Annotated in this window: 21 protein-coding genes; 15 read left to right on the forward strand and 6 right to left on the reverse strand. The window is 64.6% G+C overall.

From position 1 onward, the window contains the following. Positions 1–189 precede the first annotated feature (189 nt). From glpA to hflX, 10 genes are all read left to right on the forward strand, one after another. Entirely contained in the window at positions 190–1,935 is a 1,746-nt protein-coding gene (gene glpA, locus HKK80_RS02130; protein ID WP_411797962.1) for an anaerobic glycerol-3-phosphate dehydrogenase subunit GlpA, read from the forward strand. Further along, complete coding sequence (glpB, locus tag HKK80_RS02135) at positions 1,935–3,233, forward strand: glycerol-3-phosphate dehydrogenase subunit GlpB (protein WP_411797963.1); 1,299 nt, start codon at positions 1,935–1,937, stop codon at positions 3,231–3,233. The genes glpA and glpB overlap by 1 nt, the downstream gene beginning before the upstream one ends. Continuing rightward, entirely contained in the window at positions 3,230–4,534 is a 1,305-nt protein-coding gene (locus HKK80_RS02140; RefSeq protein WP_411797964.1) for an anaerobic glycerol-3-phosphate dehydrogenase subunit C, read from the forward strand. The genes glpB and HKK80_RS02140 overlap by 4 nt, the downstream gene beginning before the upstream one ends. A 155-nt stretch (positions 4,535–4,689) precedes the next feature. Further along, positions 4,690–5,952 carry an FAD-dependent oxidoreductase gene (locus tag HKK80_RS02145; RefSeq protein WP_411797965.1) on the forward strand — a complete coding sequence of 421 codons (1,263 nt, stop codon included), beginning with the start codon at positions 4,690–4,692 and terminating at the stop codon, positions 5,950–5,952. A gap of 91 nt (positions 5,953–6,043) precedes the next feature. Next, complete coding sequence (locus HKK80_RS02150) at positions 6,044–6,688, forward strand: CheF family chemotaxis protein (protein ID WP_411797966.1); 645 nt, start codon at positions 6,044–6,046, stop codon at positions 6,686–6,688. A gap of 101 nt (positions 6,689–6,789) precedes the next feature. Further along, positions 6,790–8,220, forward strand: coding sequence for a CRTAC1 family protein (locus HKK80_RS02155; protein ID WP_411797967.1), 1,431 nt, complete (start codon positions 6,790–6,792; stop codon positions 8,218–8,220). Positions 8,221–8,279: 59 nt separating this feature from the next. Then, positions 8,280–9,671, forward strand: coding sequence for a glycerate kinase (locus HKK80_RS02160; RefSeq protein ID WP_411798007.1), 1,392 nt, complete (start codon positions 8,280–8,282; stop codon positions 9,669–9,671). A 64-nt stretch (positions 9,672–9,735) separates the two neighbouring features. Beyond that, positions 9,736–9,918, forward strand: a complete 183-nt coding sequence (locus tag HKK80_RS02165) for a hypothetical protein (RefSeq protein ID WP_411797968.1) — start codon at positions 9,736–9,738, stop codon at positions 9,916–9,918. A gap of 47 nt (positions 9,919–9,965) precedes the next feature. Continuing rightward, a complete protein-coding gene (locus HKK80_RS02170; RefSeq protein ID WP_411797969.1) occupies positions 9,966–10,691 on the forward strand; it encodes a ribosome assembly factor SBDS in 726 nt (241 codons plus the stop codon). Between the two features lie 140 nt (positions 10,692–10,831). Further along, entirely contained in the window at positions 10,832–12,127 is a 1,296-nt protein-coding gene (gene hflX, locus HKK80_RS02175; RefSeq protein ID WP_411797970.1) for a GTPase HflX, read from the forward strand. A gap of 42 nt (positions 12,128–12,169) precedes the next feature. On the opposite strand, the gene HKK80_RS02180 is transcribed toward hflX, so the two are convergent. Continuing rightward, the gene (locus HKK80_RS02180; RefSeq protein WP_411797971.1) at positions 12,170–12,808 is read right to left on the reverse strand and encodes a TMEM165/GDT1 family protein; all 639 of its coding nucleotides are present in this window, start codon (positions 12,806–12,808) and stop codon (positions 12,170–12,172) included. 50 nt (positions 12,809–12,858) lie between these two features. After that, positions 12,859–13,470, reverse strand: a complete 612-nt coding sequence (locus HKK80_RS02185; protein ID WP_411797972.1) for a metal-dependent hydrolase — start codon at positions 13,468–13,470, stop codon at positions 12,859–12,861. A gap of 92 nt (positions 13,471–13,562) precedes the next feature. Between HKK80_RS02185 and HKK80_RS02190 the strand changes: the two genes are divergently transcribed. Both HKK80_RS02190 and HKK80_RS02195 read left to right on the forward strand, forming a co-directional pair. Next, a complete protein-coding gene (locus HKK80_RS02190; RefSeq protein WP_411797973.1) occupies positions 13,563–14,198 on the forward strand; it encodes a hypothetical protein in 636 nt (211 codons plus the stop codon). After that, the gene (locus HKK80_RS02195) at positions 14,195–14,824 is read left to right on the forward strand and encodes a hypothetical protein (protein ID WP_411797974.1); all 630 of its coding nucleotides are present in this window, start codon (positions 14,195–14,197) and stop codon (positions 14,822–14,824) included. Before HKK80_RS02190 ends, HKK80_RS02195 begins: the two co-directional genes overlap by 4 nt. Before the next feature lie 24 nt (positions 14,825–14,848). Here the strand turns inward: HKK80_RS02195 and lpdA are convergent, their stop codons facing one another. The 4 genes from lpdA to HKK80_RS02215 form a co-directional block, all read right to left on the reverse strand. Beyond that, positions 14,849–16,312 (reverse strand): dihydrolipoyl dehydrogenase, encoded by a 1,464-nt coding sequence (gene lpdA / locus HKK80_RS02200; protein WP_411797975.1) that lies wholly within the window; start codon positions 16,310–16,312, stop codon positions 14,849–14,851. A 221-nt stretch (positions 16,313–16,533) separates the two neighbouring features. Further along, the gene (gene moaC / locus HKK80_RS02205) at positions 16,534–17,079 is read right to left on the reverse strand and encodes a cyclic pyranopterin monophosphate synthase MoaC (protein WP_411797976.1); all 546 of its coding nucleotides are present in this window, start codon (positions 17,077–17,079) and stop codon (positions 16,534–16,536) included. Next, the gene (locus tag HKK80_RS02210) at positions 17,072–18,514 is read right to left on the reverse strand and encodes an NAD(P)H-hydrate dehydratase (RefSeq protein ID WP_411797977.1); all 1,443 of its coding nucleotides are present in this window, start codon (positions 18,512–18,514) and stop codon (positions 17,072–17,074) included. The genes moaC and HKK80_RS02210 overlap by 8 nt, the downstream gene beginning before the upstream one ends. Positions 18,515–18,798: 284 nt before the next feature. Next, positions 18,799–20,127 carry a sodium-dependent transporter gene (locus HKK80_RS02215; RefSeq protein WP_411797978.1) on the reverse strand — a complete coding sequence of 443 codons (1,329 nt, stop codon included), beginning with the start codon at positions 20,125–20,127 and terminating at the stop codon, positions 18,799–18,801. A 120-nt stretch (positions 20,128–20,247) separates the two neighbouring features. Between HKK80_RS02215 and HKK80_RS02220 the strand changes: the two genes are divergently transcribed. From HKK80_RS02220 to HKK80_RS02230, 3 genes are all read left to right on the forward strand, one after another. Then, positions 20,248–21,792 carry an acyl-CoA carboxylase subunit beta gene (locus tag HKK80_RS02220; protein ID WP_411798008.1) on the forward strand — a complete coding sequence of 515 codons (1,545 nt, stop codon included), beginning with the start codon at positions 20,248–20,250 and terminating at the stop codon, positions 21,790–21,792. Between the two features lie 4 nt (positions 21,793–21,796). Continuing rightward, on the forward strand, positions 21,797–22,075 hold the full coding sequence (locus HKK80_RS02225; protein WP_411797979.1) for an acc operon protein: 279 nt from the start codon (positions 21,797–21,799) through the stop codon (positions 22,073–22,075). Between the two features lie 90 nt (positions 22,076–22,165). Beyond that, positions 22,166–23,065 carry a methyl-accepting chemotaxis protein gene (locus tag HKK80_RS02230; RefSeq protein ID WP_411797980.1) on the forward strand — a complete coding sequence of 300 codons (900 nt, stop codon included), beginning with the start codon at positions 22,166–22,168 and terminating at the stop codon, positions 23,063–23,065. Positions 23,066–23,088: the final 23 nt, after the last annotated feature.

Below are 23,088 nucleotides of genomic sequence, written 5' to 3' on the forward strand. Positions count from 1 at the left end.
GGAAGAACGTGATAAATGTTACTCCCGTCCCCAAACTTGACTGTAGTTCCCGGCTGCTTCGGGTAGTTTGCGAGACACTCACACACATGAATAGAACGTCAGACACGCGCCGGTCATGATGGCTCAGTGACGGGTATCCTCGTTAGGGGGTAAACTAAAGTCATTATAGTTCAAACGGGAATTGAACGGATGAGTAGCCAACCACACGTTCTCGTGATCGGCGGCGGTTCGACCGGGTGCGGCATCGCGCGCGACCTCGCGATGCGCGGACTCGACGTGACGCTCGTCGAACAGGGGAACCTCACCCACGGAACGACAGGACGGATGCACGGCCTCCTCCACAGCGGTGGCCGGTATGCGGTTGCCGACCAGGCCAGCGCGAAGGAGTGTATGATCGAAAACCGGATCCTGCGGGATATCGCCAGCCACTGTGTCGAAGAGACCGGCGGGTTCTTCGTCAAACGCCCGGAGGACTCCGAGGAGTACTTCCAGAAGAAACTGGAGGGCTGCAAGGAGTGTGACATCCCGGTTGAGGTACTGTCGGGCGAGGAAGCCCGAAAAGAAGAGCCATATCTCGCCAAGGACATCGAAAAGGCGATCCGCGTCCCTGACGGGGCGGTCGATCCCTTCCGGCTCTGTGTGGCCAACGCCGCCAGTGCGGAGGAACACGGCGCGCGCATCGAGACACACGCGCCCGTGGTCGACGTACTCAAAGAGGGCGACGAGGTCGTCGGCGTCGAGGTCGAACACGAATCGGGCCCGGGCAAACGCGTCCACCGCGAACCCGGCACCCGCGAGGAGATCCGCGCCGACTACGTCGTCAACGCGACCGGCGCATGGGCCGGGCAGATCGGCGAGATGGCCGGCCTCGAACAGGAGATCGAGGTTCGCCCCGGCAAAGGTGTCATGACGATCATGAACACCCGCCAGGTCGACACCGTCATCAACCGCTGTAAACCAAAGGGTGACGCGGATATCGTCGTCCCCCACGAGACGACAGCGATCCTCGGCACCACAGACGTTGAGGTTGATGATCCCGAGGACTACCCCGAAGAGCAGTGGGAGGTCGATCTGATGATCGACACGCTCAAAGAACTGGTGCCGATCCTCGAAGAGGCCCGGACGATCCGCTCGTTCTGGGGTGTCCGCCCGCTCTACGAGCCGCCGGGAACGGGAACAAGCGACTCGACGGACATCACCCGGGACTTCTTCCTGCTCGATCACGCCGAGCGCGACGGCGTCGAAAACTTCACCTCCATCGTCGGCGGGAAGTTCACGACCTACCGGATGATGGGTGAGGATATCTCCGATCACGTCTGTGACAAACTCGGCATCGACGCCGAGTGTCGCACCGACGAGGTGCCGCTGCCCGGCAGTGAGGACTTCTCGGTGCTGGACGATTACATGGAGCAGTACGGCATCCGCTCGCCGATCGGTCGGCGAAGCACCCAGCGACTTGGCTCCCGCACCGACGAGGTGCTCGATGTCGACGGGCCGAATCCGGTTGTCTGTGAGTGTGAAGCTGTCACCCGTGCTGAGGTACAGGACGGCATTGAGGGCTCAGGATCCGATCTCAACGCCGTGCGCCTTCGCACGCGCGCGTCAATGGGTAACTGTCAGGGTGCGTTCTGTACGCATCGCATGGCCGCCGAGCTCTACGACGAGTACGACGAGGAAACCGCCTACACCGCCTGGGATGAGCTCTACCAGGAACGCTGGAAGGGTGAACGCCACGCGATGTGGGGCCGCCAGCTCTCACAGGCCGCGCTCAAATACTCCTTACACGGCACCACGATGAACCGGGATAAGGACGCCGCGACGACCGACACCGTCATCAGCGACTTCACCGCCTTCGACACCGGTGTCGGGGCATCACCGAGCGACGGGACGGCCGGGACGGCGGCAACTGACGGCGGGCGGCGGGGAGGCGACTGATGGCAATCCGCGAGGATGTGATCGTCATCGGCGGCGGCCTCGCCGGTTCGATGGCCGCTCTTGAGGCGGCCGACGGCGACGCCTCAGTCCGACTTATCACCCACAAAAAGAGCACACTGCGCCACGCCAGCGGGCTGATCGACGTGCTCGGCTATCTCGACGAGGAAGAGCCGGTTGCTGATCCCTTTGCGGCAATCAGCGAACTGCCGGATGATCACCCCTACTCGATCGCCGGCGCGGCCGCGGTTCGCGATGGGCTCGCCCGCTTCGATGAGGCGGTCGGCGACACCTATCAGGGCGACCACACCGACAGCAACGCCCTCCTGCCGACGTTCGGCGGCGCGATCAAACCGACCGCCCGGTATCCCGACGCCGCCGCGGCCGGCCTCGCCAGCGACAGCCGCGACATGTTGGTCGTCGGCTTCGAGGAGCTCACCGAGTACAACGCCGGGATGTTGGCCGACCACCTCGACGCTGCCGACGTGCCGTTCGACGTTGACGGCGTTGAGCTCAACTTCCCCGGCGAGTACGCCAACGACTCCCGGGTGACGCGGTTCGCCAAACGCCTGGATGCCAACGAGGATGTCGACCACGACGGCCGGACGATGGGTGCTCGCCAGGCGCTCGCAGCGTCGGTCGAACCCCACCTCGGCGACGCCGAACGTGTCGGCTTCCCGGCCTTCCTCGGCGACGACCACGCGGCCGACGTGCGGGCCGATCTCGAACGCGAACTCGGCGTCGACGTGTTCGAGATCCCGATGGGGCCGCCGAGCTTCCCCGGGATGCGGCTGGCCGACCGGCTGAAAGCCGCCGTCGACGACGCCGGGATTCATATCTCCGCCGGCAATCCGGTCATCGACTACGAGGCTGACGGCGACGAAATCGAGGCCGTCATCGTCGACAGCAAGGGTCGGGAGGTGCCACACCACGCCGAGGAGTTCATCCTTGCGACCGGCGGACTTGTCGGCAAGGGGATCGACTCCGACCGTGACGGCACCGTCAAGGAGCCGGTCTTTGACTGCCACATTCCACACTCAGACGACCGGTATGACTGGTTCGACGAGGAGGCCTTTGGCAACCAGCCGTTCGCCCACTTTGGCGTCCGGATCGATGAGGGGATGCGCCCGTTGGACGCCGACGGCTCCCCGGAGTTCAGCAATCTCCGGGCGGCCGGCGGCGTCGTCGGCGGGACGGATCCGGTCGCCGAGAAATCCCAAAGCGGGATATCGCTGACGACCGCCGCGGTCGCGGGGCAACGGGCGCGTGAACGAGCTGCGAAACGAGAGGTGAGCCAATGAGCGACGCACAACAACCAACTGATTTCGATGCCACGACGACAGTAGATGAGTACGAGCCGGTCGATGTCTTCCCGTCCAGTGAGGATATGGATCTCCGGCCGGGTGCCGACAACTGTTACAAATGCACGAGTTGTGACACGTCCTGTCCGGTCGCGGAGGTCGAAGAGGACTTCCCCGGACCGAAGTTCCAAGGGCCCGAGCAGTGGCGGCTCAAACGCCACGAGGATGTCGACATCGACGACTCGATCCTCGAGTGTTCGAACTGTATGCGGTGTGACGACGCCTGTCCGTCGAGCGTCCCGCTGAGCCAGATGCACAACACCGCCCGCGGGGAGTACGTCGAAGAGCATATGGACAAGCTCTCCAGAAACTACATCCGCAACCGGATCCTCTCGAACTACCGGACGATGGCCTCGATCGGCAGCAAGGTGCCACGGCTCGCCAACTTCGTGATGGGACTGGGCATCACGAGCTACCTCGGCGAGAAGATCATGGGCATCCCCAGCGAGCGGGATGTTCCGGAGTTCGCCACCGAGACTTTCCGGAGCTGGTTCAAGAAGCGCGGCGGCTCGAAGGTCAGCAACCCGGACAAGCAGGTCGCCTATTTCCACGGCTGTTACTCCAACTACAACACCGTCGAGGTCGGCAAGGCGATGGTGCGTGTCTTCGAGGAGTTCGGCTACGAGGTGCTGGTGCCGAAACAGCAGTGTTCCGGCACGCCGATGTTTGCTAACGGGATGCTGAAAGACGCCCGCCGCGAGGCGGAGGTCAACGTCCGCGAGCTCGGCGAGGCCATCGACAACGGCGCGGAGGTCATCGCCTCATGTACGTCCTGTTCGATGGCACTCCGCCAGGAGTACCCTGAGCTGTTCGATATCGACGGCGTCGAGGAGCTCTCCGAGCACACCTGGGAGGCCCTTGAGTTCCTCCGTGTTAACGAGGATCTTGGCCAAGCGATCCAGGAAAGCGAGGTTGACCCGCAGGCATTCGCCTACCACGCGCCGTGTCACGCCCGCAATCAGGGCCTCGACCGACAGGCCGTTGAGCTCTTCCGTGATCTCGACGGCGTCACCATCGAGGATGTCGGTGACTCCTGTTCGGGGATCTCGGGAACCTACGGCTGGAAGTCCAACCACTACGAGACCTCGATGAAGATCGGCGCGGAGATGTTCGAGCATATGGAACACGCGGAGGGCGACGTGGGGATGACCGAGTGTCCGACCTGTGCGATGCAGATGAACCACGGGACGGGCTACGAGATCCGCCACCCCCTGGAGCTGCTCGAAAAAGCCCTCGTATAACCGCTGTTTCTCCCCGCTTGCTGTTGCTGTCGATCACGTCACTCCCAACATCGCAGGCGTCGATCGCTGATGCTGGGGTTTTTGACTGTGGGAACCATACACATGTTGCTCCCGGTTCGCGCACGCGATACTAAAACATGCCGGAAGCTGAATCCATGGCTCACACAACCGTACTCGTAATCGGCGGCGGCGGCACCGGTGTTGGAACAGCACGTGATCTCGCCCTTCGCGGCGTCGACGTGACGCTGGTCGAACGCGGTGGCCTCGCCAGCGGCACCTCGGGCAGCTCACACGGGCTGTTACACAGCGGCGCGCGGTACGCCGAATCGGATCCAGAGGGGGCCGCCGAGTGTATCGATGAAAACGAGACGCTTCGGGAGATCGCTGGCCACTGTATCAACGACACCGGTGGCCTGTTCGTCCAGCTGGAACAGGATGATCCCGACTACTTCGAGGCAAAACTCGAGGCCTGCCACGAACACGGGATCGACGCCGAGGTCATCGATGGCGACGAGGCACGCAACCGTGTTCCCGACCTCAGCGACGGGGTTGAACGGGCGATGGTCGTCCCCGACGCGGCGATCTATCCCTCCCGACTTACCGCGGCCAACGCCGAAAGCGCGGCCAACCACGGCGCGACGATCCACACCAACGCGCCGGTGACCGATATCACCGTGGCCGACGGCCGCATCGAGCGTGTCGAGGTCGGCGGCGAGGCAAACACGACCATCGAGCCGGCGTACGTTGTCAACGCGACCGGCGCGTGGGCCGACAAGATCGGCGCGATGGCCGGCGTTGACTTCGAGATGAAGCCAACCAAGGGTGTCATGCTCAGCGTCGAATACGAGGGCCTTGAGCCGGTGCTCAACCGCTGCCGGGAGCCATCCGACGGCGATATCATCATCCCACACGAGGGTGAGGCTGTCCTCGGCACGACAAGCATCGAGGTTGACGATCCGGATGACTACCCCAAAGAAGAGTGGGAGGTCGAGCGGATGTTCGAGGAGTGCGGTGCGATGGTTCCCGGCATCGAAACCCATGAGATCCGTCGCAAATGGTGGGCGTGTCGCCCGCTGTACGCACCCGACGAAAGCGGCCGGGCGGACTCCGGAACGGGCGACGAACGCGGCATCTCGCGGGATTTCACGCTGCTGGATCACGCCGACGATGGGGTCGAAAACTTCGCCAGTGTTGTCGGTGGTAAGCTGACCACCTACCGGATGATGGCTGAGGCAACCGCCGATCACGTCGCCGCGGAGTTGGGCGTTGCTGCGTCCTCGACGACAGCCACGGAGCAACTCCCCGGGGCGTCTGACCCTGCTGAACTCGATCGCTTGGTCGCCAAATACAGCGAACCACAGCCGACCGACGCCGGTGTCGTCGCCGATCTGTCCGAGTCGACCGCTGCCGGCGACTGAGGCGGCTGGTGTGACCGCCGGTAGCTGCTCGGGGACGGATCCACCGACCGGCTGTCCGGTAGTTTATCGGGTTCCGTTCTTTACGGCAGCTATGCCCTCCGATTCCGACGCCGATGCGGTGCGGGATCGGTTAGTTGAGCAGCCAGCAGACGGTGGTGAGAGTCCGCTTACCGACGCCCCGGCCGGGGTGCGACACCCGGCCCGTCGTGGCGGCCGTGTCACCGACGTGCCCGTCGTCGCCGCGCGGCTGACGCTGACCGACGAGACGCTGCTGTTTCGGGCGGCCGACGGCGACCTCGCTGACTTCGATATCCGGCTCGCCGATATCATCTATCTCAGAGACGGCCAACAGGAGGTCAACGGAGAGCCCGTCGAGAGCCTTGTTCTCCGCCATATCGACCCACCTGCCGATGCCGTGACGACGAAGGTGAGCCTCTGGGATGCCGACGCCCACGACCGACTCACCACGGTTGTCACCGACTACTACCGACAGCACCGGGAGGCTGTCGCCGAACTGGAGCTGTCGACCCAACAGCTGGAGGTTCTCGTCACCGCCTACTCAGCCGGTCGTGAGTTCGATCCTGCGAGTATGCTTCCGAAGGCGGCCGACGACATCGCCGCCATCTTCGACCCGCTTCGCCGCGCCGACCTCCTCCGAGAGGGCGACACCGGCGTCTTCCTCACCGGGCGCGGTCACATGGTTGTCAACGAAACCCTCGATGACGAAACCATGTAACCCCCGGTCGTTGCAGTATCGGCACCGCGCTGGCAGTAGTGGTTGCGCCACCGATGCCGCCGATCCGAGTGTTCTTATTCTCCGGTCGACTCGGTCACGCTATGTTCCGGGATCGGTCGGCCGCGATCGCCGACAATCAGCCGCGAATCGGTGCCGGCGCGGCGGTCACCACCGGTTCCGACGGACCGCTTATTCTGATCACGGGTGTCGGCTGCCCAAACCAACTCCGCTCGTGGGTCGACGGCCGCCTGCAGGATCGCGCCTGCGGGATCATCGCCGACGCAAACCGGGAGGCTGTTGGCGTCGCGGCGGCGGATCTCGATGCCGACGGGACGGAAGAACTCTACGTTCACAACGCTGACACCGACGGCGGCTCCTGTGGGACAACCGATCTCTTGCTCAACCGCATCGATCACAACGGGCGGCAAGTCTGGTGTGATGCGTTCGCCCACGCGGTCAACGCCGACCGTGGCAACCTCACCGCCGGCCGGTCGGTCGCCGCCCTCGACCGGTTTGGCACCGGCCGCTACGGGATGGTTGTCGCCAGCTCCGCGGCGACGACCCGCTGTTATGAGCTCGGCGACGACGGCGAGATCACCGATATGGCCGATGTGGTTGGGTTGGATATCAGCTGTGAGGCGCGCTCGCTGCTCGCCGCTCCGCTTGTCACCGATCGCATGGATCTGTTCGTCGGCGTCGACGGCGGCTCCAACCGCTTGTTCCGCAACGATGGGGGCCACTTCGTCGATGTCGCCGCCGAGCAGGGCGTGGCTGCCCCGGCGGCTGACGCCCGCGGCGCGACGCTCATCGACACCGGTGACGGAGCCTTCGCCATCGCGGTCGCGGGTTGGGAGGCTGACTCCCATCTTTTTGTGCCGAGCAATGGGGGGTTCACCGACCGCTCGCCGTCGGCGTTCACCGCACCGACACAGGCGCGTACGCTGCTGGCGGCGGATTTCGACAACGACGGCCGCCAGGAGCTGTTTGTCAACGTCTGTGGTGGCCCCAACCGCCTCCTTGCGCCTGTCGTCGACATCGACCCTGGTGGCGGAGCAGGCGACCAAACGGCCACAGATCGCCAGCCAGCCGCGTGGGAGTCCCGCTCGCTTGGCGCGGCGGCCGAACCCGAGATGCGTGGCACCGGCGCGGTCGTCGCCGACCTCGACGCCGATGGCCGGCTGGAACTGTTGGTCGTTCACGGCGACGGCGACGCCCAGCCGCTATCGCTGTATGACGCTCCAACCGACAACGACTGGCTCCGCGTCCGGCCAACGACCCAGTACGGCGCGGCAGCCCGCGGCGCGGTCGTCACCCTCGATACCGACTGCGGCCGCCATCGACGCGTGATCGACGCCGGCAGCGGCTATCTTTGCCAGTCGGAGCCGGTTGCCCACTTCGGTCTCGGCGGTGCGACCACGCCCAAACAGACGCCTCGCCGGCTCACGGTTCGCTGGCTCGATGGCCGGGAGCGAACGATCGACGACCCCACCCCGAAGACGACCCACGAGATCGCCCACCCCGCCAGCGAGTAGCGGGTGCGGTGGTCGATCGCCCCGAGCTTTTTGCGTCCGTCCCACCCAGTAGTATGACAGTGATCCGGAACCGCGACCACCTGCCAGATTCCCCTGCTCACGAGGTTGCCCTCGACTGTCTCACCGCCGGGATCGAGGCCGCCGATCCCGCGCGACTGACCCGTGAGGCGGTGTCACTGGCGGACGGGACGCTGACCGTCGGCGACGCGAGCTACGACCTCGCAGACTACGACGAGGTGATCGTCCTCGGCGGCGGGAAGGCCGCGGCCGTCGTCGCCACGGAGCTGGCGGCGATCCTCGGCGACCACCTCGATTGTGGCCTCGTTGTCACCGATTCGCCGGATGCCTCGCCCGTCTCGACGCAGCGTATCGAGGTGCTTGCCGGCGATCATCCGATCCCCAGCGAACGCGGCATCGAGAGTACCCGCCGGCTGTTGGACGCCGCCGCGGCCGCCGACGCGTCGACGCTGATCCTCGGTGTCATCACCGGTGGCGGCAGCGCGCTCATGGCCGCTCCTGCGGCAGGGTTCTCGCTGGCCGATCTGGGGGCGACGACCGACGCGCTGGTGGCCTCGGGGGCGACGATCGACGAGATCAACGCCGTCCGCAAACACTGTTCGGCGATCAAAGGCGGCCGGCTCGCGGCGGCGACTCAGCCCGCCGATGTCTGTTCGCTCGTTGTCAGCGATGTCGTCGGCAACGATCTTGCGACCATTGCCAGCGGCCCCTTTGTGGGGGATCCGACGACATACGCCGACGCCGGTGAGGTGATCGATCGCTACGATTGCGATGTGCCAGCAGCCGTTGTCGACCACCTAGATCGCGGCATAGCCGGCGAGATCGAGGAGACGCCGACGCCCGGCGATCAGATTTTTGAATCGGTGACGACGACGATCATCGGCGACGGGCTGACCGCGGTTCGGGCCGCCGCCGACCGCGCAAGCGAGGCCGGGTTTGAATCAGTTGTCCTCTTCTCACGGATCCGCGGTGAAGCCCGCGAGGCGGCGAAAACACAGGTGGCGATCGCCGAGGAGAGCCACGCCAGCGGCCAGCCGATCGCCCCGCCAGCGGTTGTCGTTTCCGGCGGCGAGACAACCGTTACCGTCGAGGGTGACGGGGATGGCGGCCCGAACCAAGAGTTCGCGCTGTCGGCCGCGGTCGAACTCGCCGCAGCCGCGGCCGACGACAGCAACGACGGCGACGGCGTTGGCGACGGCAACGCGGCTGGCGACACCGTCGTTGCCGCCGTCGACACCGACGGGATCGACGGCCCGACCGACGCTGCCGGCGGGATCGTCGACAGCGAGACGGTGACGGCTGCCGCGGGCCGTCGTGCGCTCGCTGCCAATGACGCCACACCACTGCTTGCCGAGGCCGACGCGCGCATCGAGACCGGCCCGACCGGGACGAACGTCAACGATCTGCGGGTCGTTGTGGTCGGTGATTCGTGACGAAGCGGCAACATCCGTCACGACGAGTAGACAGCTTAACATACCGAGGCCCACCTGTTCCGATATGGTCGATCCGACATCCGATATCGGGGAGGACGTCGACGAGGCTGACGCCCCCGACTGTGCGGTCTGCGGCGAACGTATCATCGAACTGCCGACCCATCGCGTCATCGCCACTGTCGAGGACGGACAGATCGAACACACCCACTTTTGCTCCGACGACTGCCGGGCGAGCTACCTGGAGTAAGCCAGCCGCGGGGAGCGTTTTTATGATCCGCGGTGTAACGCTCTGGTATGATCTCCCTTGAGGATGCAGTCACCGCGCGGCTGGAATCCCACGGCGCGCGCTTTGAGGTACTGATCGATCCCGACGCCGCCCTCGAAATCAAACGCGATGAGTTCGACGGCGAGCTTGAGGATGTGATCGCCGCCGAGGACGTCTTTGAGGACGCCTCCCGTGGCGACCGGCCCGCCGAAACCGACCTCGAAGATGTCTTTGGCACCACCGAGCCACTGGAGATCATCCCCGAGGTGATCACACGCGGTGAGATTCAGATCACCGCCGAGCAGCGACGCGAGATGCAGGAACAGAAGCGCAAACAGCTTATCAATACCATCGCGCGCAACGCCGTTAACCCGCAGATGGACGACGCCCCGCACCCGCCGGAGCGGATTGAGCGCGCCCTGGAAGAAGCCGGCTTCCGGATCGATCCGATGGAGCCCGTCTCCGAGCAGGTCGATGACGCCCTCGAAGATCTTCGCCCGGTGATCCCGATCCGGTTCGACGAGGTGACGATCGCGGTACAGCTTCCGGCTGACTACGCCGGCAGCGGCCAGGCCGAGGTGCGGCAGTACGGCGAGCTAGAGCGCGAGGAGTGGCAAAGCGACGGCTCGTGGGTCGGCGTCATCACCTTCCCCGCCGGCCTCCAGAACGACTTCTACGACATGGTCAACGAGCTCACCAGTGGCGAGGCCGAAACACGGGTGATCAAAGACGAAGACGACATCAAAACCCGGTGACCCGCCGAGAGGTTCTTCATGCTTCCGGCCCATCGTTCGGTATGGACGTGGTTCGCACTGGCCGTCAGTAACGACCGCTTTGATCGGCCGGCTACCTCCCAGTTCGACCGGTTGACATCCGACCAGCGTGGAGGCCACCGATGAACGCCGTGCTCGCCAAGCGCGTCGACAGCGGCACGGCTGATCTGTCGGAGCTCCGTGATCTCGCGGCGGCGGCCGGCTACGAGGTCGTCGGCGAGCTCACCCAGACCAGGAAGGAGGATTCGGCCCACCACTTCGGTGAGGGGAAGGTGACCGAACTTGCCGAGCTGGTCGCCCGCACCGACGCCGAGACCGTCATCATCGACAACGAGGTCGGTCCCTATCAGATGTTTAACATCGGGCGCATTCTCCCCGAGGAGACCGAGGTACTCGACCGGTTTACACTCATCCTCACGATCTTCGGGCAGCGCGCCCAGACCCGGAAGGCCCAGCTCCAGGTCGAACTCGCTGAGCTTCGCTACGAGCTGCCGCGGGCGTCGGTGAAAGCGAGCCTTGCCAAACGCGACGAGCGGCCGGGGTTCATGGGGCTCGGGGAGTACGACGAGAGCCGCGAACAGGATATCAAAGCCCAGATCGCCTCGATCAAAGACGAGCTGGATTCGATCGCCGAGAAGGAAGCCCAGCGACGCGCCGAGCGTCGTGATTCGGGCTTCGATCTGGTCGCCCTCGCGGGGTACACCAACGCCGGTAAGTCGACGCTGCTCCGCCGGCTGGCCGCCGAGCTCGATGTCGACGAAAACGCCGAGAAACACCCCGATCTCGACGAGGTCGCCGAATCCCAGGATATGTTATTTACTACTCTTGGGACGACAACCCGGCGGGCCGAACTGGAGCGACGAGAGGTGTTGTTGACCGACACTGTCGGTTTCATCTCCGATCTCCCCCACTGGCTTGTCGAATCCTTCGAGTCGACGCTGGATTCGGTCTACCGGGCGGATCTGGTGTTGCTCGTCGCCGACGCCAGCGAGCCGGTCGCCGAGATGCGCGAGAAGCTGGTTACCTCTCACGATACCCTCCATGAGCGCAACGAGGCTCCGATCCTCACCGTCTTCAACAAGACCGACCTGCTCTCGGCGGACGAGCTGGCCGACAAACAGGCCGCGCTCTCGGCGCTTGCGCCGAACCCGATCGCCGTCTCGGGGAAGACCGGCGACAACATCGACACACTCCGGGCGCGCGTCGAAGCCGAACTCCCCGACTGGGAACACGAACGCCTGCTGGTGCCGATGGCCGACGACACGATGAGCTTTGTCTCGTGGCTCTACGATCATGCCCACGTCGAGACCGAATCCTACGAGGGCGACCAGGTGCTGTTGGAGTTTGATGCCCGACCGGCGATCGTCGAGCAGGCCCGATCGAAGGCCGCCGCGCTCACCCCCGTTGAATCAGCTTGATCGCCGTTGGGCCATCTGCTAGCGGTGTCGCAGCGATCGCCCTTACAGCGGGAGAAACGATCGCCCGATCGTATACGACGCGACGATATCGAGGCCGAACAGCACGAAGATCCCGGCGGCCACCCGGTGAAACCACGTTTGGTCGAGCCGGTGGGCTGTTTTGCTGAAAAACAGCGCGGTCGCCAGGCTCACCGGGATGATCGCCAGCATCTCGCCGATCCAGATCGCCGGTGTCGCCCCGTACTGGACGGCCAACCCAATCGTGACCAACTGTGTTTTGTCGCCGAACTCGCCGAAGACCATGAACCAAAACGAGGGGAGAAACCCATGGAGTCGCTCCGGGAGTCGTGCTTGGATCGCCGCCAGCCGGCTGCCTTCCGGGGCGACTTCCGGCGTCGCAACGCTGTCGACGGTCGTATACAACAGCCAGCCCCCGAAGATGAAAAACAGGCCTGCGGTGATGGCGTCGAGATACAGTTCCGGGAGCGCGCCCTTCAGCGCGTTGCCCAGCAGGATCTCGAGGATCGTCCAGCCGCCGAACGCCGTCGACGCGCCGGCAACGACCATGTAGGGGTTGTACCGCGTCGCCAACCCGGCGATCACAAGCTGGCCCTTCTCGCCCGGTAAGGCAGTGAGCTGTAGAATAAACGCGGTGCCGACGATGCCGATGAACGACTCCATTCAGTGCGAGAAAATTAGATATGTCTAAGTATTACTTTTATGGATTCGAACTATTGCTCGTCGCGCCGGTATCGTTCGGGGACGTACTCGACGACCGGATCGGGGACGGTGTCGGCGACGACCGGTGCCAGCGATGCGAGCCGCCGCCGAAGCAGCCCGTAGCCGACGGCGACGATGAGCGTGGTGGCGACAAGCCACCGGAACGTTGGCGGCATCACGGCGACAAGCGGGAGTCCGACCAGCAGCGACAGCCCTACATCCTCGGGCGCGCCGTCGTAGCGCACCCACCGCTTGGGTGCGCGCCACTCGCCGGCGACGTGATCGTAGACCGCCCGCTCGGAGGTGTTCTCCCATGGCCGGAGTTCGAGGCCGCCGCCGTAGCGATCCATCTGACAGTGGCCGGCGGCGGCGACGACGGCGGCAGCGAGGCCGACTGCAGGCGGCGACCCAACAACGGCCGCGACGATCACCGCCGGGATCGCCGCCAGCGAGTAGCCCGTCGGGTAGTGGAGGGTTCGCCGATGGCCGACGTACAGATCCAGATCCGGCCAGATCCCCCCGAGGAGGCCACCGATCAGCGCGGCGGTCGCGGATTCGGGAGCCAGCCACAGCAGCGGCGCGCCGACCGCAAGCCCGACCAGCGCGTGGGTTGGCAACATCATAGCCTCCCGGAGGTGGTGGGGTGGAATAAACACGTCGCCCGGTGGGGTGCCGTGTCGCTGGCTTTATCGCCGTCTCAGTGCTTTGGTCTGCCATGACGCCCCAACGGCCCTCCGAGCCGCCGCTTCCCGATGCCGTCCCTGACGCGTTGGAACGGCTGTTTCGTGATGGCCGCGGCAATGCGGTCGTGGCGTGGCTGCTTGTTGCTGTGCTCCTCGGCGTGTTTGTCGAGAGCCTGCTGAGTGTCGACTACCGGTGGATCCTGTTTGTGGCTGCCGTCGGCGGCGTGGTCTGTCTTCCGCCGCTTGCCTACCGGGAGTGGCGGGTAATGCTCCCCTGGGAGTTGCTTGTGTTGGCGTTGCTTCCGATCCTTGTTCGCGGCCTTGTCGGCGGCACCCTTGGCACTGTGGCGACCTACATCTCCTTGGCGGCTCTCGCCTTGCTCGTCGTTGTCGAACTCCACATGTTCACGTCGCTGACAGTGACCCACTGGTTTGCGGTCGCCCTTGTCGTGTTGACAACGCTTGCGGTCGTCGGGGTGTGGACGATCTTCCGGTGGAGTGCCGATCAGTATCTTGGCACCACCTTCCTCGTTGACAACGAGACGCTGATGATCGAGTGGCTCTATGTGACCCTCGCCGGCATCGTCGCCGGGATCCTGTTTGACAGCTACTTCAGCCGGCGGGATCGCCAGCTGTGGCGCGTGCTTCGGCGGGTGATCGGCCGATGATGTTGCCCCGGCCATCGCCATCGACACAGCGGCGACTCACGCTTGTGATGCAGCTCTTGCTGTTTGCTATCGTTGTATACGGTTTATACGCTGGTCAGCCGAAGGCGATCACCAACGGCGGCATCGGGTTGGCGGTGACGCTGTTGCCGGCTGTTTTTCGTCGAAACTACCAGTTTTCACTCGATCCCTGGCTCGGGTTGTGGATCACGACGGCAGTCTTTCTCCATACTCTGGGGTCGGCTGGGCTCTACGCACAGTTTGGGTGGTGGGATAGTGTGACACACGCGCTGTCGGCCTCGCTTGTCGCCGGTGTCGGCTACACGGCCGCGCGTGTGATCGACCTCCACAGCGAGGCAATTCATGTCCCCAAACAGTTCGTCTTCGTCTATCTGTTTATCGTGGTGTTGGCCTTTGGGGTCATCTGGGAGCTGTTTGAGTTTGCGCTCGATCTGCTCAGCACCGAAACCGGGATCACGATGCCGCTGGCCCAACACGGGCTGGATGATACGGTCGTCGATATGCTCTACAACTCGCTTGGCGCGCTGTTGGTCGCGCTGTTTGGCCAAGTCCATCTCACCGGGGTTGCCGAATCGCTGCGTGATCGGCTGTTGGTCTCTGGATCGTAATCGACAGCGGTGCCGCCGGTGTGGTTAGTGGGTGTGGATTGACTCACCCTGGGCGTCGGCTGCGGCCTCCATGACCGCCTCTGAGAGCGTCGGGTGGGGGTGGATGGTTTGGGTGATCGCCGAGAGATCCAAGCCCGCGTTGATGGCGACGGTGAGCTCGCCGATCATCTCAGACGCATCCGGAGTGACCATCTGTGCGCCAAGCAGCCGGCCGGTCGGCTCGTCGGCGACAATCCGGACGAAGCCGTCGGTTGCCGACATTGTCCGCGCTCGCCCGTTGGCAGCCAGCGGAATCTTCCCGACGACCGGTGTGTAGCCGGCGTCCTCAGCGTCTGCTTCGGTCTGTCCAACGGTCGCGATCTCGGGATCGGTGAAGACCGCCGCTGGCACCGCGGTGGTGTCGATGGCCGCCGGGTCGCCCGCGATCGCCGCGGCGGCGATCGCTCCCTCGTACATGGCTGTGTGGGCTAACATCGGCTCGCTGGCCACATCGCCGACCGCGAAGATGTGGTCGTGGGGTGTCCGACCCTGGGCATCGGTCGGAATGAAGCCGTCGTCGGTGGGCTCGATGTTGATCGCTGCAAGATTGACGGTGTCGGGGGCTGGCTGCCGGCCGGCGACGACCAATACCGCGTCGGCCGCATACTCACTTGTCTCTCCGTCCTCCGTTTCGGTGGTGACCACGATGCCGTCGTCGACCTGCTCCCACTCGGTCGCCGCCTCGCCGAACTGGAAGTCAACCCCGAGCTCGGTGGCCTGCTCGCGGACGACCGCGGAGATCTCATCGTCGTACATCGGGAGCACGTCGTCGAACATCTCGACGACCGTCACGTCGGTGCCGAGTTTGGTGAGCGCCGTCGAAAGCTCCATGCCGATGTAGCCGGCCCCGACGACGAGCAGTTCGTCGGGCATCGACGACAGCGAGAGGATGTCGGTCGAACTCAGGACGTGTTCGCCGTCGGGCGCAAAGCCTGGGAGTTCGATCGGCTGGCTCCCGGTGGCGACGATCGCGTACTCGAACTCGACGGTGTGATCACCATCGTCGGTGGTAACACTCGCGTGGTGGTCGTCGACGAACTCCGCGATGCCGTCGACGATGGTGACGCCGTTGGCCTGACAGATCTGCTCGATGCCGCCGGTCAACTGGCCGACGACGCCGTCTTTCCAGTCGATGAGCCCTTCCATATCGACGTCGACCGTCGCCGATATGCCGAGCTCCTCGGCGGTGGTCGCCTCATGGGCGATATCCGCGCCGTGGATCACCGCCTTCGAGGGGATACACCCCGTGTTGAGGCAGGTGCCACCGAGGGCATCTCGCTCGACGAGCGTGACATCGAGCCCGCGTTGGGCAGCCTTGATCGCCGCGACGTAGCCGCCGGCACCGCCGCCAAGTATCAGTACCTCCGTCGTGTCGGGAACGTCGCCAGTGGAGTCAGCAGCTGTTGTCCCATCCGCACCGGCCTCGGTGTCGGTTGCATCAGTTGTCATCCTCTCACGATACACACCCACCATTAATATTGCTTGTGATGCACAATACAAAAAATTGAGATCGCAACATGTTTGTCGCAGGATCACGTTATCCGTGTAGATCCGGAGCAGAAGGCGATATTAGCTCTTTACCGGTAGCTACGTTGAATAGTATTGCCTTAGAAAAACACTATAATGTCTGTGAAATGAACGCTCCACCCCGCCGATCACACCGGAATAAACTATTCAGTGCTATACCGAATCTTTTCCTTGCTGCTGACTCCCACCCCGTCGATCCGTGTGTCAGGATATTGGCCGTCAGCATCCTTTTCGGCCGCCTTACACATATCCCAGACGACGTTTAATCCGGTCGTCACCCCCTCTAAGGCCTCCATCTCGCAGCCGGTTTTGCCCGTTGTTTCGACGGCGACCGTCAGCCGAATCCGGTCGTCGGCGACCGAAAACTCGGTGTCGACGTTTGTGATCGGGATCTGGTGGCACAGCGGGATCGACTCCCAGGTGTGTTTGACCGCCTGAATCGCGCCGATCCGGGCGGTGGCGAGCACATCGCCCTTCCCGATGTCGTTGGCTTCGACCGCCTCAATCGTCGATGGCTGGAGGTGGATCGTCCCCTCGGCGACGGCCCGGCGGTCGCTGTCGGGTTTGTCGCCGACATCGACCATCTGGGCGGCCCCCGAGTCGTCGGTGTGGGTTAGCTCGGCGGCCTCGTCGGTTGGTTCCGTTCCGTGGGTCGTCGGCTGCGTGGGCTCGTCGGTTGGCTCACTCATCGGTTGTTAACGCCTCCGGGAGCCGGTTGAGTAGATCTGTCGCTACAAGGCTGTCGCCGACGGCGTCGGCCGCCAGATCGCCGGCGCGGCCGGTGACGTAGGCGCCGACCGCCGCAGCCGCCCGCGGCTGTTCGGTTGGCAGCAGCGCGCCGACCACCCCCGCCAACACGTCGCCGGTGCCGCCGACGGTCATCCCCGGGTTGCCGGTGCGGTTGATCCGGGTTGTCTCGCCGTCGCTGATGATGTCGTCGGCCCCTTTGACCAGCAGCGTGTGCCCGAGGTCGGCCGCGAAATTGCCAACTTGGTCGGCCAACTGCTCGCGGTCGTCGGCACTCGGCCCGCCCATCCCAGCCAACTCGCCGTGGTGGGGCGTGCAGACCAGCGTCGCGTCGGTGTCGACATCGGGGACGACGCTCAGGGCATCGGCGTCGACGACGACTTGTCCGTCGTAGTGCTCCAGGAACGCGCCCACAGCTGCCCGGGTCGACTCGCTGTCACCGAGTCCCGGGCCGCAGACAACGGTGTCGACTTCGGCAGCCCGACTCAGCAGGTCGTCGACGACGCTTCGTGTCACCTGCCCGCCGGCGAGGGGGTGGACGATCAGGTTCTCGCTGTAGCCCTGTACCTCGTCTGCGACCGACTCGGGGCAGGCAACATGAACGAGATCGGCACCGGCTCGGAGGGCAGCCTGACCGGTCAACGCTGGCGCGCCGGTGTAAGGGCCGCCACCGATCACCAGTAGCTCGCCGTGGTCACCCTTGTGGCTCTCGGCGGCCCGCTCGCGCCCTCGGAGATCACCGGGGCCGACGAACCGCTCGGCGGCTGCCGGGATGCCGATATCGGCGACGCTCACCGCGGCCTCAAGGGCGTCGAGACCGGGCTTCATGTCGTGGAAAGTGACGACGTGATCGGCCGCGACCGCGTCGCCGGCGGCTTTCCCGGTGTCGGCATCGACGCCGGAGGGGACATCGACGGCGACGACCGGTGTGTCGGCGGCGGTGATCGCGCGGGCTGCTGTCGCCGCCGGCTCTCGGAGCGCGCCGGTGACGCCGGTGCCGAGCATCGCGTCGACGATGCAGTCGGCCCCGGCGAGATCAAGATCGTCGATTGCGGTCGAATCGGTGATCGTTGTCGTCGGGATCTCGGCGGCTTGGAGGGCAGCCCAGTTTTCGCGGGCGATGTCGCTGCCGATACGATCGGGGTGGCCGAGCAGGGCGATTTCGACATCGTACTCATCGAGAAACCGGGCGGCGACGAAGGCGTCGCCCCCGTTGTTCCCGCGGCCACAGACGAGGATCACGCGGTCGTTGGGATCGACATACTGTCGGACGACGCGGGCGACGGCGTTGCCGCTTGATTCCATCAACTGCTTGCGTGGGACACCGAGGGCCGCCGCGTTCGCGTCGACGGCTGCCATGCGGTCGGCGGTGAGCATACGCTTGCTGGGTGGTCGAGGGAGTTAATCGTCGGGGTCAGTTACTAACTTATGTTCAGATACGGAGTTGTGTACGACGAATAGGTGTTGAAAGCCCTCGGCTCTCTCGGCTCCCGGGACTCGTTGCGCTCCTCGTCGTTCGCGGTGCTCACTCCTGCGGTGCTTACGTCGTCCGGGTTCGCCGGGAGAGCCTCGCCCTTTCAATCCGCCAGGGATGTGGTTTGATCGGCTGGCCGACTTGACTGCTTGGCTGCTTGTCTCTACAGGGGGGTTATGAGTCGGTCTTAGAAGAACGATTCCTGCAGGAAGCCGATGTAGTCCCGCACCGACAGCGCGAGCGTGATCGCAAGCACGATCGGCACGACGTAGCGCAGCGTCGTCAGCCAGATGGCTTCGATCCGGCCATCGCTGGCTCGTCCCTTGCCGAGTTCTTCGATCGCCTCGCCGGCGTACACCCAGCCGATGAAGATCGACAACAACAGCCCACTGAGAATCAGGAGGATGTTGTTGGCAAAGAGATCGTAGGCGTCGAGATAGGTCAGATCGAGGGCGGTCGGAATCCCCACGACGAACAACACCCCCGCCATCCCGAGGGCCGTCGGCACGCGGTCGACATCGAAGGTGTCGGTGACGTAGGAGACGACGACCTCGAAGATACTGAACGCGCTGGTCAGCGCGGCGACCAACAGCATGAGGAAAAAGACGCCACCGAGGAGCTCACCGCCGGGTAACTGTTGGAACGCGCCCGCGAGGCTGATGAAGATCGAGCCGGCTCCGCCCTCGCCGGGATCGATCCCCTGGGTGAACAGGAACGGGAAGACAACAAGCCCGGCCAACAGCGCGATGATTGTATCGAGGACGACGATGACACCCGCGTCCTGCAGGAGATTGCGATCCTCGCCGATGTAGGAGGCGTAGGTGATCATAATCCCCATCCCCAGCGACAGGGTGTAAAACGCCTGGCCAGCCGCCGCCGGGAGGATCGAGACGGCGTCGCCGACGATCGTGCTGAGATCCGGCGCGAGATAGTAGCTGTAGGCGGCTCCCGCACCATCGAGTGTCGCGCCGTAGCCCGCCAGCCCGACGAGCAGGACGACGACCGTCGGCACCATCACCGTGGCTGCCTTTTCGAGCCCGTTGCGAATTCCCAGGGCGACGATGCCGGCGACCGTCGCCATGAACAGCCCGTGGTAGGCGATCGCGTTGGTGCCGGAGGCCGTACTCAGGAAAAACGCCTCGGCGTCAGCCCCGTAGCCGCCGGTGAAGCTGGCGACGACGTACTGGATCACCCAGCCGCCGACGACGCTGTAGTACGAGAAGATGATGAACGCGGCGATCGCGCCGACCGCGCCGGCGGCCTTCCAGCTAGGGTGGCCGAGCCGCTCGAAGGCCCCGATCGGGTTGCGGTTCGACCGCCGGCCGATAACGAACTCCACGAGCAACACCGGGACGCCGACCCCGACGACCAACAGCAGGTAGACGACGAGAAACGCCGCCCCACCCGACTCACCGGTCAGGAACGGAAACCGCCAGATGTTGCCCAGCCCGACCGCACTGCCGGCCGCGGCGAGGATGAAGCCGATGCGTGTAGCCCAAGTTGCGCGTTCGTCCATTACGCGCCTGTTTTGCGAACAGGCAAATAAGGCCGTTTGTTGCCGACGACAATCGGTTGCGGAACCCTTTTTGCGCCCGTCGCTGTCGGAGGTAGCAATGACTGGTGGTCGCCGATGACGATGGACGACCGCATCGAGGAGCTGCGGGCCAAGCGCGAGGCGGCCCGCCAAGGCGGCGGCGAAGACCGCATCGCCAAACAGCACGACAAGGGCAAAAAGACCGCCCGCGAGCGCATCGACTACTTCCTTGATGACGGCACCTTCCATGAGTTCGACCAGTTCCGCACCCACCGCAACCACACCTTCGGGATGGAGGAACAACAGCTGCTGACCGACGGGGTCGTCACCGGCTACGGCGAGGTCAACGGCCGCACCGTCTTCGTCTTTGCGCACGATTTCACCGTCTTCGGTGGCTCGCTCGGCGAGGTGTTTGCCGAAAAGATCTGTAAGGTGATGGATAAGGCGATGGAGGTCGGCGCGCCGGTCGTCGGGCTCAACGACTCCGCGGGAGCCAGAATCCAGGAGGGTGTCGGCTCGCTCGGTGGGTTCGGCGAGATCTTCCAGCGCAATGTCGATGCCAGCGGCGTCATCCCACAGATCTCGGGGATCTTCGGGCCGTGTGCCGGCGGCGCGGTCTACTCGCCGGCGATCACGGATTTCGTCTTCATGGTCAAGGAGACCAGCCACATGTTCATCACGGGTCCCGATGTCGTCGAAACCGTCACCGGCGAGGAGGTCAGCTTCGAGGAGCTTGGCGGCGCGGTCACCCACGCCTCGACCTCCGGGTCGGCGCATTTCGCCGAAGCAAGCGAGGAGGAAGCCCTCGACAACATTGCGCGTCTGTTGTCCTACCTCCCGCAGAACAACGTCGAAGATCCACCGCGGGTCGACCCCTGGGATGATCCCGACCGTGATACCACGAGGGCCGGCGAGATCGTTCCAGATGCTCCGAAAAAACCCTACGATGCGACCGAGGTCGTCGCCGACGTTGTCGACGAGGGCTCGTTTTTCGAGGTGCACGAGGACTTCGCGAAAAACCTCGTCGTCGGCTTCGCCCGCCTCGACGGCCGGTCGGTCGGCATCGTCGCCAACCAGCCGCGGGTCAACGCCGGCACCCTTGACATCGAAGCCAGCGAAAAGGGCGCGCGGTTCGTCCGGTTCTGTGATGCGTTCAACATCCCGATCGTCACCTTCGAGGACGTGCCCGGCTTCATGCCCGGCACCGACCAAGAACACGGCGGGATCATCCGCCACGGCGCGAAGCTGCTGTATGCCTATGCCGAGGCGACCGTCCCACTGCTGACGGTGATCACGCGCAAGGCCTACGGCGGCGCGTACTGCGTCATGGCCTCGAAACATATCGGCGGCGACGTGAACTACGCCTGGCCGACCGCCGAGATCGCCGTCATGGGGCCGAAAGGCGCGGTCAACATCCTCTACTCCGAGGAGCTTGCGGCGGCCGACGACACCGACGCCCGCCGGCAGGAACTCATCGACGAATACCGTGAGGAGTTCGCCAACCCCTACACCGCCGCCGACCGCGGCTTTATCGATGCGGTGATCGAACCCGCCGAAACCCGGACGCGACTGATCGACGACCTGGAGATGTTGCTGTCGAAACGCGAGGACAAACCCTCGAAAAAACACGGGAACATCCCGATCTAACGCCATGTCGCCGCCAGCCATCGACGCCGATGCCCTCGACGGAGTGGCCGACGCGAGCGACGAGGAAGCCGCCGCGATCGCCGCCGCGATCGGTGCCTATCTCCAGGCTCAGGCAGCCGCTGCCGCGGCGGCAGCCGCCGCAGCCGACGCCGCGGGCGACCCATCTCAGCGGTCGTGGCGTTTTGCCGGCCGGCTCGCCGGATTGGGTGTCACCGCAAACCGCGCTCGATCGTCGACACCGCCCGACGACTGGACGGCCGCCGACCGCGCCGATCGGTTCTGACGGTGCTGGGTCGGCCCGCCGCACGGTATTTCTATCAGCTCCGATACCGTTACCCCGAGGTATATTACCATTGCCCACGTTCGTCCAACAATGACAGCGAACCAGCCCGATATCGATGCTGAAGGGGACTTCGAGTTCGGTGCGGACACGAACGGTTCAAGCGATGCCGCCGTCGGCGGCGATCTCGACGACACGATCGCCGATGTGTACACCGCCTCACAGGATATCGCCGACGGCGTCGATGAGATCTCCGACCGCGCCCACAAACAGTCGAACAACATGCGGGAGGTCTCCGCGGAGGTCTCGGATCTTAGCGCGGCCGTCGAAGAGATCGCCTCCTCCGCCGAAGAGGTCGCCACCGCTGCCGAACAGGCCGACGACCGCGCCCAGGAGGGTGAGGAAGCAACCCAGGAGGTCGTCGAGGCGATGACCGAGATCCAGTCGGCGACCGAGGAGGCCGTCGAGGAGATCCGGACGATCCGGGAGGGCGTCGAGGAGATCACCGCACTGGCCGACGTGATCGACGAGATCGCCGACCAGACGAACCTGCTCGCGCTCAACGCCTCGATCGAGGCCGCCCGGGTCGGCGAGGAGGGCGAAGGGTTTGCGGTCGTCGCCGACGAGATCAAATCGCTGGCCCAGGAGTCCCGCGAGCAGGCCGAGGATATCGATGCGACCGTTCAGCGTGTCACCGAGGACGCCGCCGGCGCGGTCGAGACGCTGGAATCCAGCGTTGATGAGGTCGAAACCGGGATGAACCGCGCCAACGAGGCAAAATCGAGTCTCGATGAGATCACCGACGCTGTCGGCGAGGTCTCCGCCGGTGTCGACGAGATCGCCGCCGCGACCGACCAGCAGGCACAAAGCGCGAGCACCGTCGCCTCGATGGTTGATGAGACCGCCAGCAACGCCGACGAGATCGACAGCGAAACCGAGGAGATCAGCGACCGGATCGACGAGCAGATCTCGATGCTCAACCGGCTTCGGTAGGATCGCTGTTTCGCTCCGCTGTC

The organism is Halonotius sp. F2-221B (assembly GCF_046719765.1).
In the GTDB taxonomy this organism is placed as follows: domain Archaea; phylum Halobacteriota; class Halobacteria; order Halobacteriales; family Haloferacaceae; genus Halonotius.

What these genes read in the sequence shown, in the direction of transcription:
- glpA (WP_411797962.1), top strand. Translation starts at nt 190, where the DNA reads ATGAGTAGCCAACCACACGTTCTCGTGATCGGCGGCGGTTCGACCGGG.
- glpB (WP_411797963.1), top strand. Translation starts at nt 1,935, where the DNA reads ATGGCAATCCGCGAGGATGTGATCGTCATCGGCGGCGGCCTCGCCGGT.
- HKK80_RS02140 (WP_411797964.1), top strand. Translation starts at nt 3,230, where the DNA reads ATGAGCGACGCACAACAACCAACTGATTTCGATGCCACGACGACAGTA.
- HKK80_RS02145 (WP_411797965.1), top strand. Translation starts at nt 4,690, where the DNA reads ATGGCTCACACAACCGTACTCGTAATCGGCGGCGGCGGCACCGGTGTT.
- HKK80_RS02150 (WP_411797966.1), top strand. Translation starts at nt 6,044, where the DNA reads ATGCCCTCCGATTCCGACGCCGATGCGGTGCGGGATCGGTTAGTTGAG.
- HKK80_RS02155 (WP_411797967.1), top strand. Translation starts at nt 6,790, where the DNA reads ATGTTCCGGGATCGGTCGGCCGCGATCGCCGACAATCAGCCGCGAATC.
- HKK80_RS02165 (WP_411797968.1), top strand. Translation starts at nt 9,736, where the DNA reads ATGGTCGATCCGACATCCGATATCGGGGAGGACGTCGACGAGGCTGAC.
- HKK80_RS02170 (WP_411797969.1), top strand. Translation starts at nt 9,966, where the DNA reads ATGATCTCCCTTGAGGATGCAGTCACCGCGCGGCTGGAATCCCACGGC.
- hflX (WP_411797970.1), top strand. Translation starts at nt 10,832, where the DNA reads ATGAACGCCGTGCTCGCCAAGCGCGTCGACAGCGGCACGGCTGATCTG.
- HKK80_RS02180 (WP_411797971.1), bottom strand. Translation starts at nt 12,808, where the DNA reads ATGGAGTCGTTCATCGGCATCGTCGGCACCGCGTTTATTCTACAGCTC.
- HKK80_RS02185 (WP_411797972.1), bottom strand. Translation starts at nt 13,470, where the DNA reads ATGATGTTGCCAACCCACGCGCTGGTCGGGCTTGCGGTCGGCGCGCCG.
- HKK80_RS02190 (WP_411797973.1), top strand. Translation starts at nt 13,563, where the DNA reads ATGACGCCCCAACGGCCCTCCGAGCCGCCGCTTCCCGATGCCGTCCCT.
- HKK80_RS02195 (WP_411797974.1), top strand. Translation starts at nt 14,195, where the DNA reads ATGATGTTGCCCCGGCCATCGCCATCGACACAGCGGCGACTCACGCTT.
- lpdA (WP_411797975.1), bottom strand. Translation starts at nt 16,312, where the DNA reads ATGACAACTGATGCAACCGACACCGAGGCCGGTGCGGATGGGACAACA.
- moaC (WP_411797976.1), bottom strand. Translation starts at nt 17,079, where the DNA reads ATGAGTGAGCCAACCGACGAGCCCACGCAGCCGACGACCCACGGAACG.
- HKK80_RS02210 (WP_411797977.1), bottom strand. Translation starts at nt 18,514, where the DNA reads ATGCTCACCGCCGACCGCATGGCAGCCGTCGACGCGAACGCGGCGGCC.
- HKK80_RS02215 (WP_411797978.1), bottom strand. Translation starts at nt 20,127, where the DNA reads ATGGACGAACGCGCAACTTGGGCTACACGCATCGGCTTCATCCTCGCC.
- HKK80_RS02220 (WP_411798008.1), top strand. Translation starts at nt 20,248, where the DNA reads ATGGACGACCGCATCGAGGAGCTGCGGGCCAAGCGCGAGGCGGCCCGC.
- HKK80_RS02225 (WP_411797979.1), top strand. Translation starts at nt 21,797, where the DNA reads ATGTCGCCGCCAGCCATCGACGCCGATGCCCTCGACGGAGTGGCCGAC.
- HKK80_RS02230 (WP_411797980.1), top strand. Translation starts at nt 22,166, where the DNA reads ATGACAGCGAACCAGCCCGATATCGATGCTGAAGGGGACTTCGAGTTC.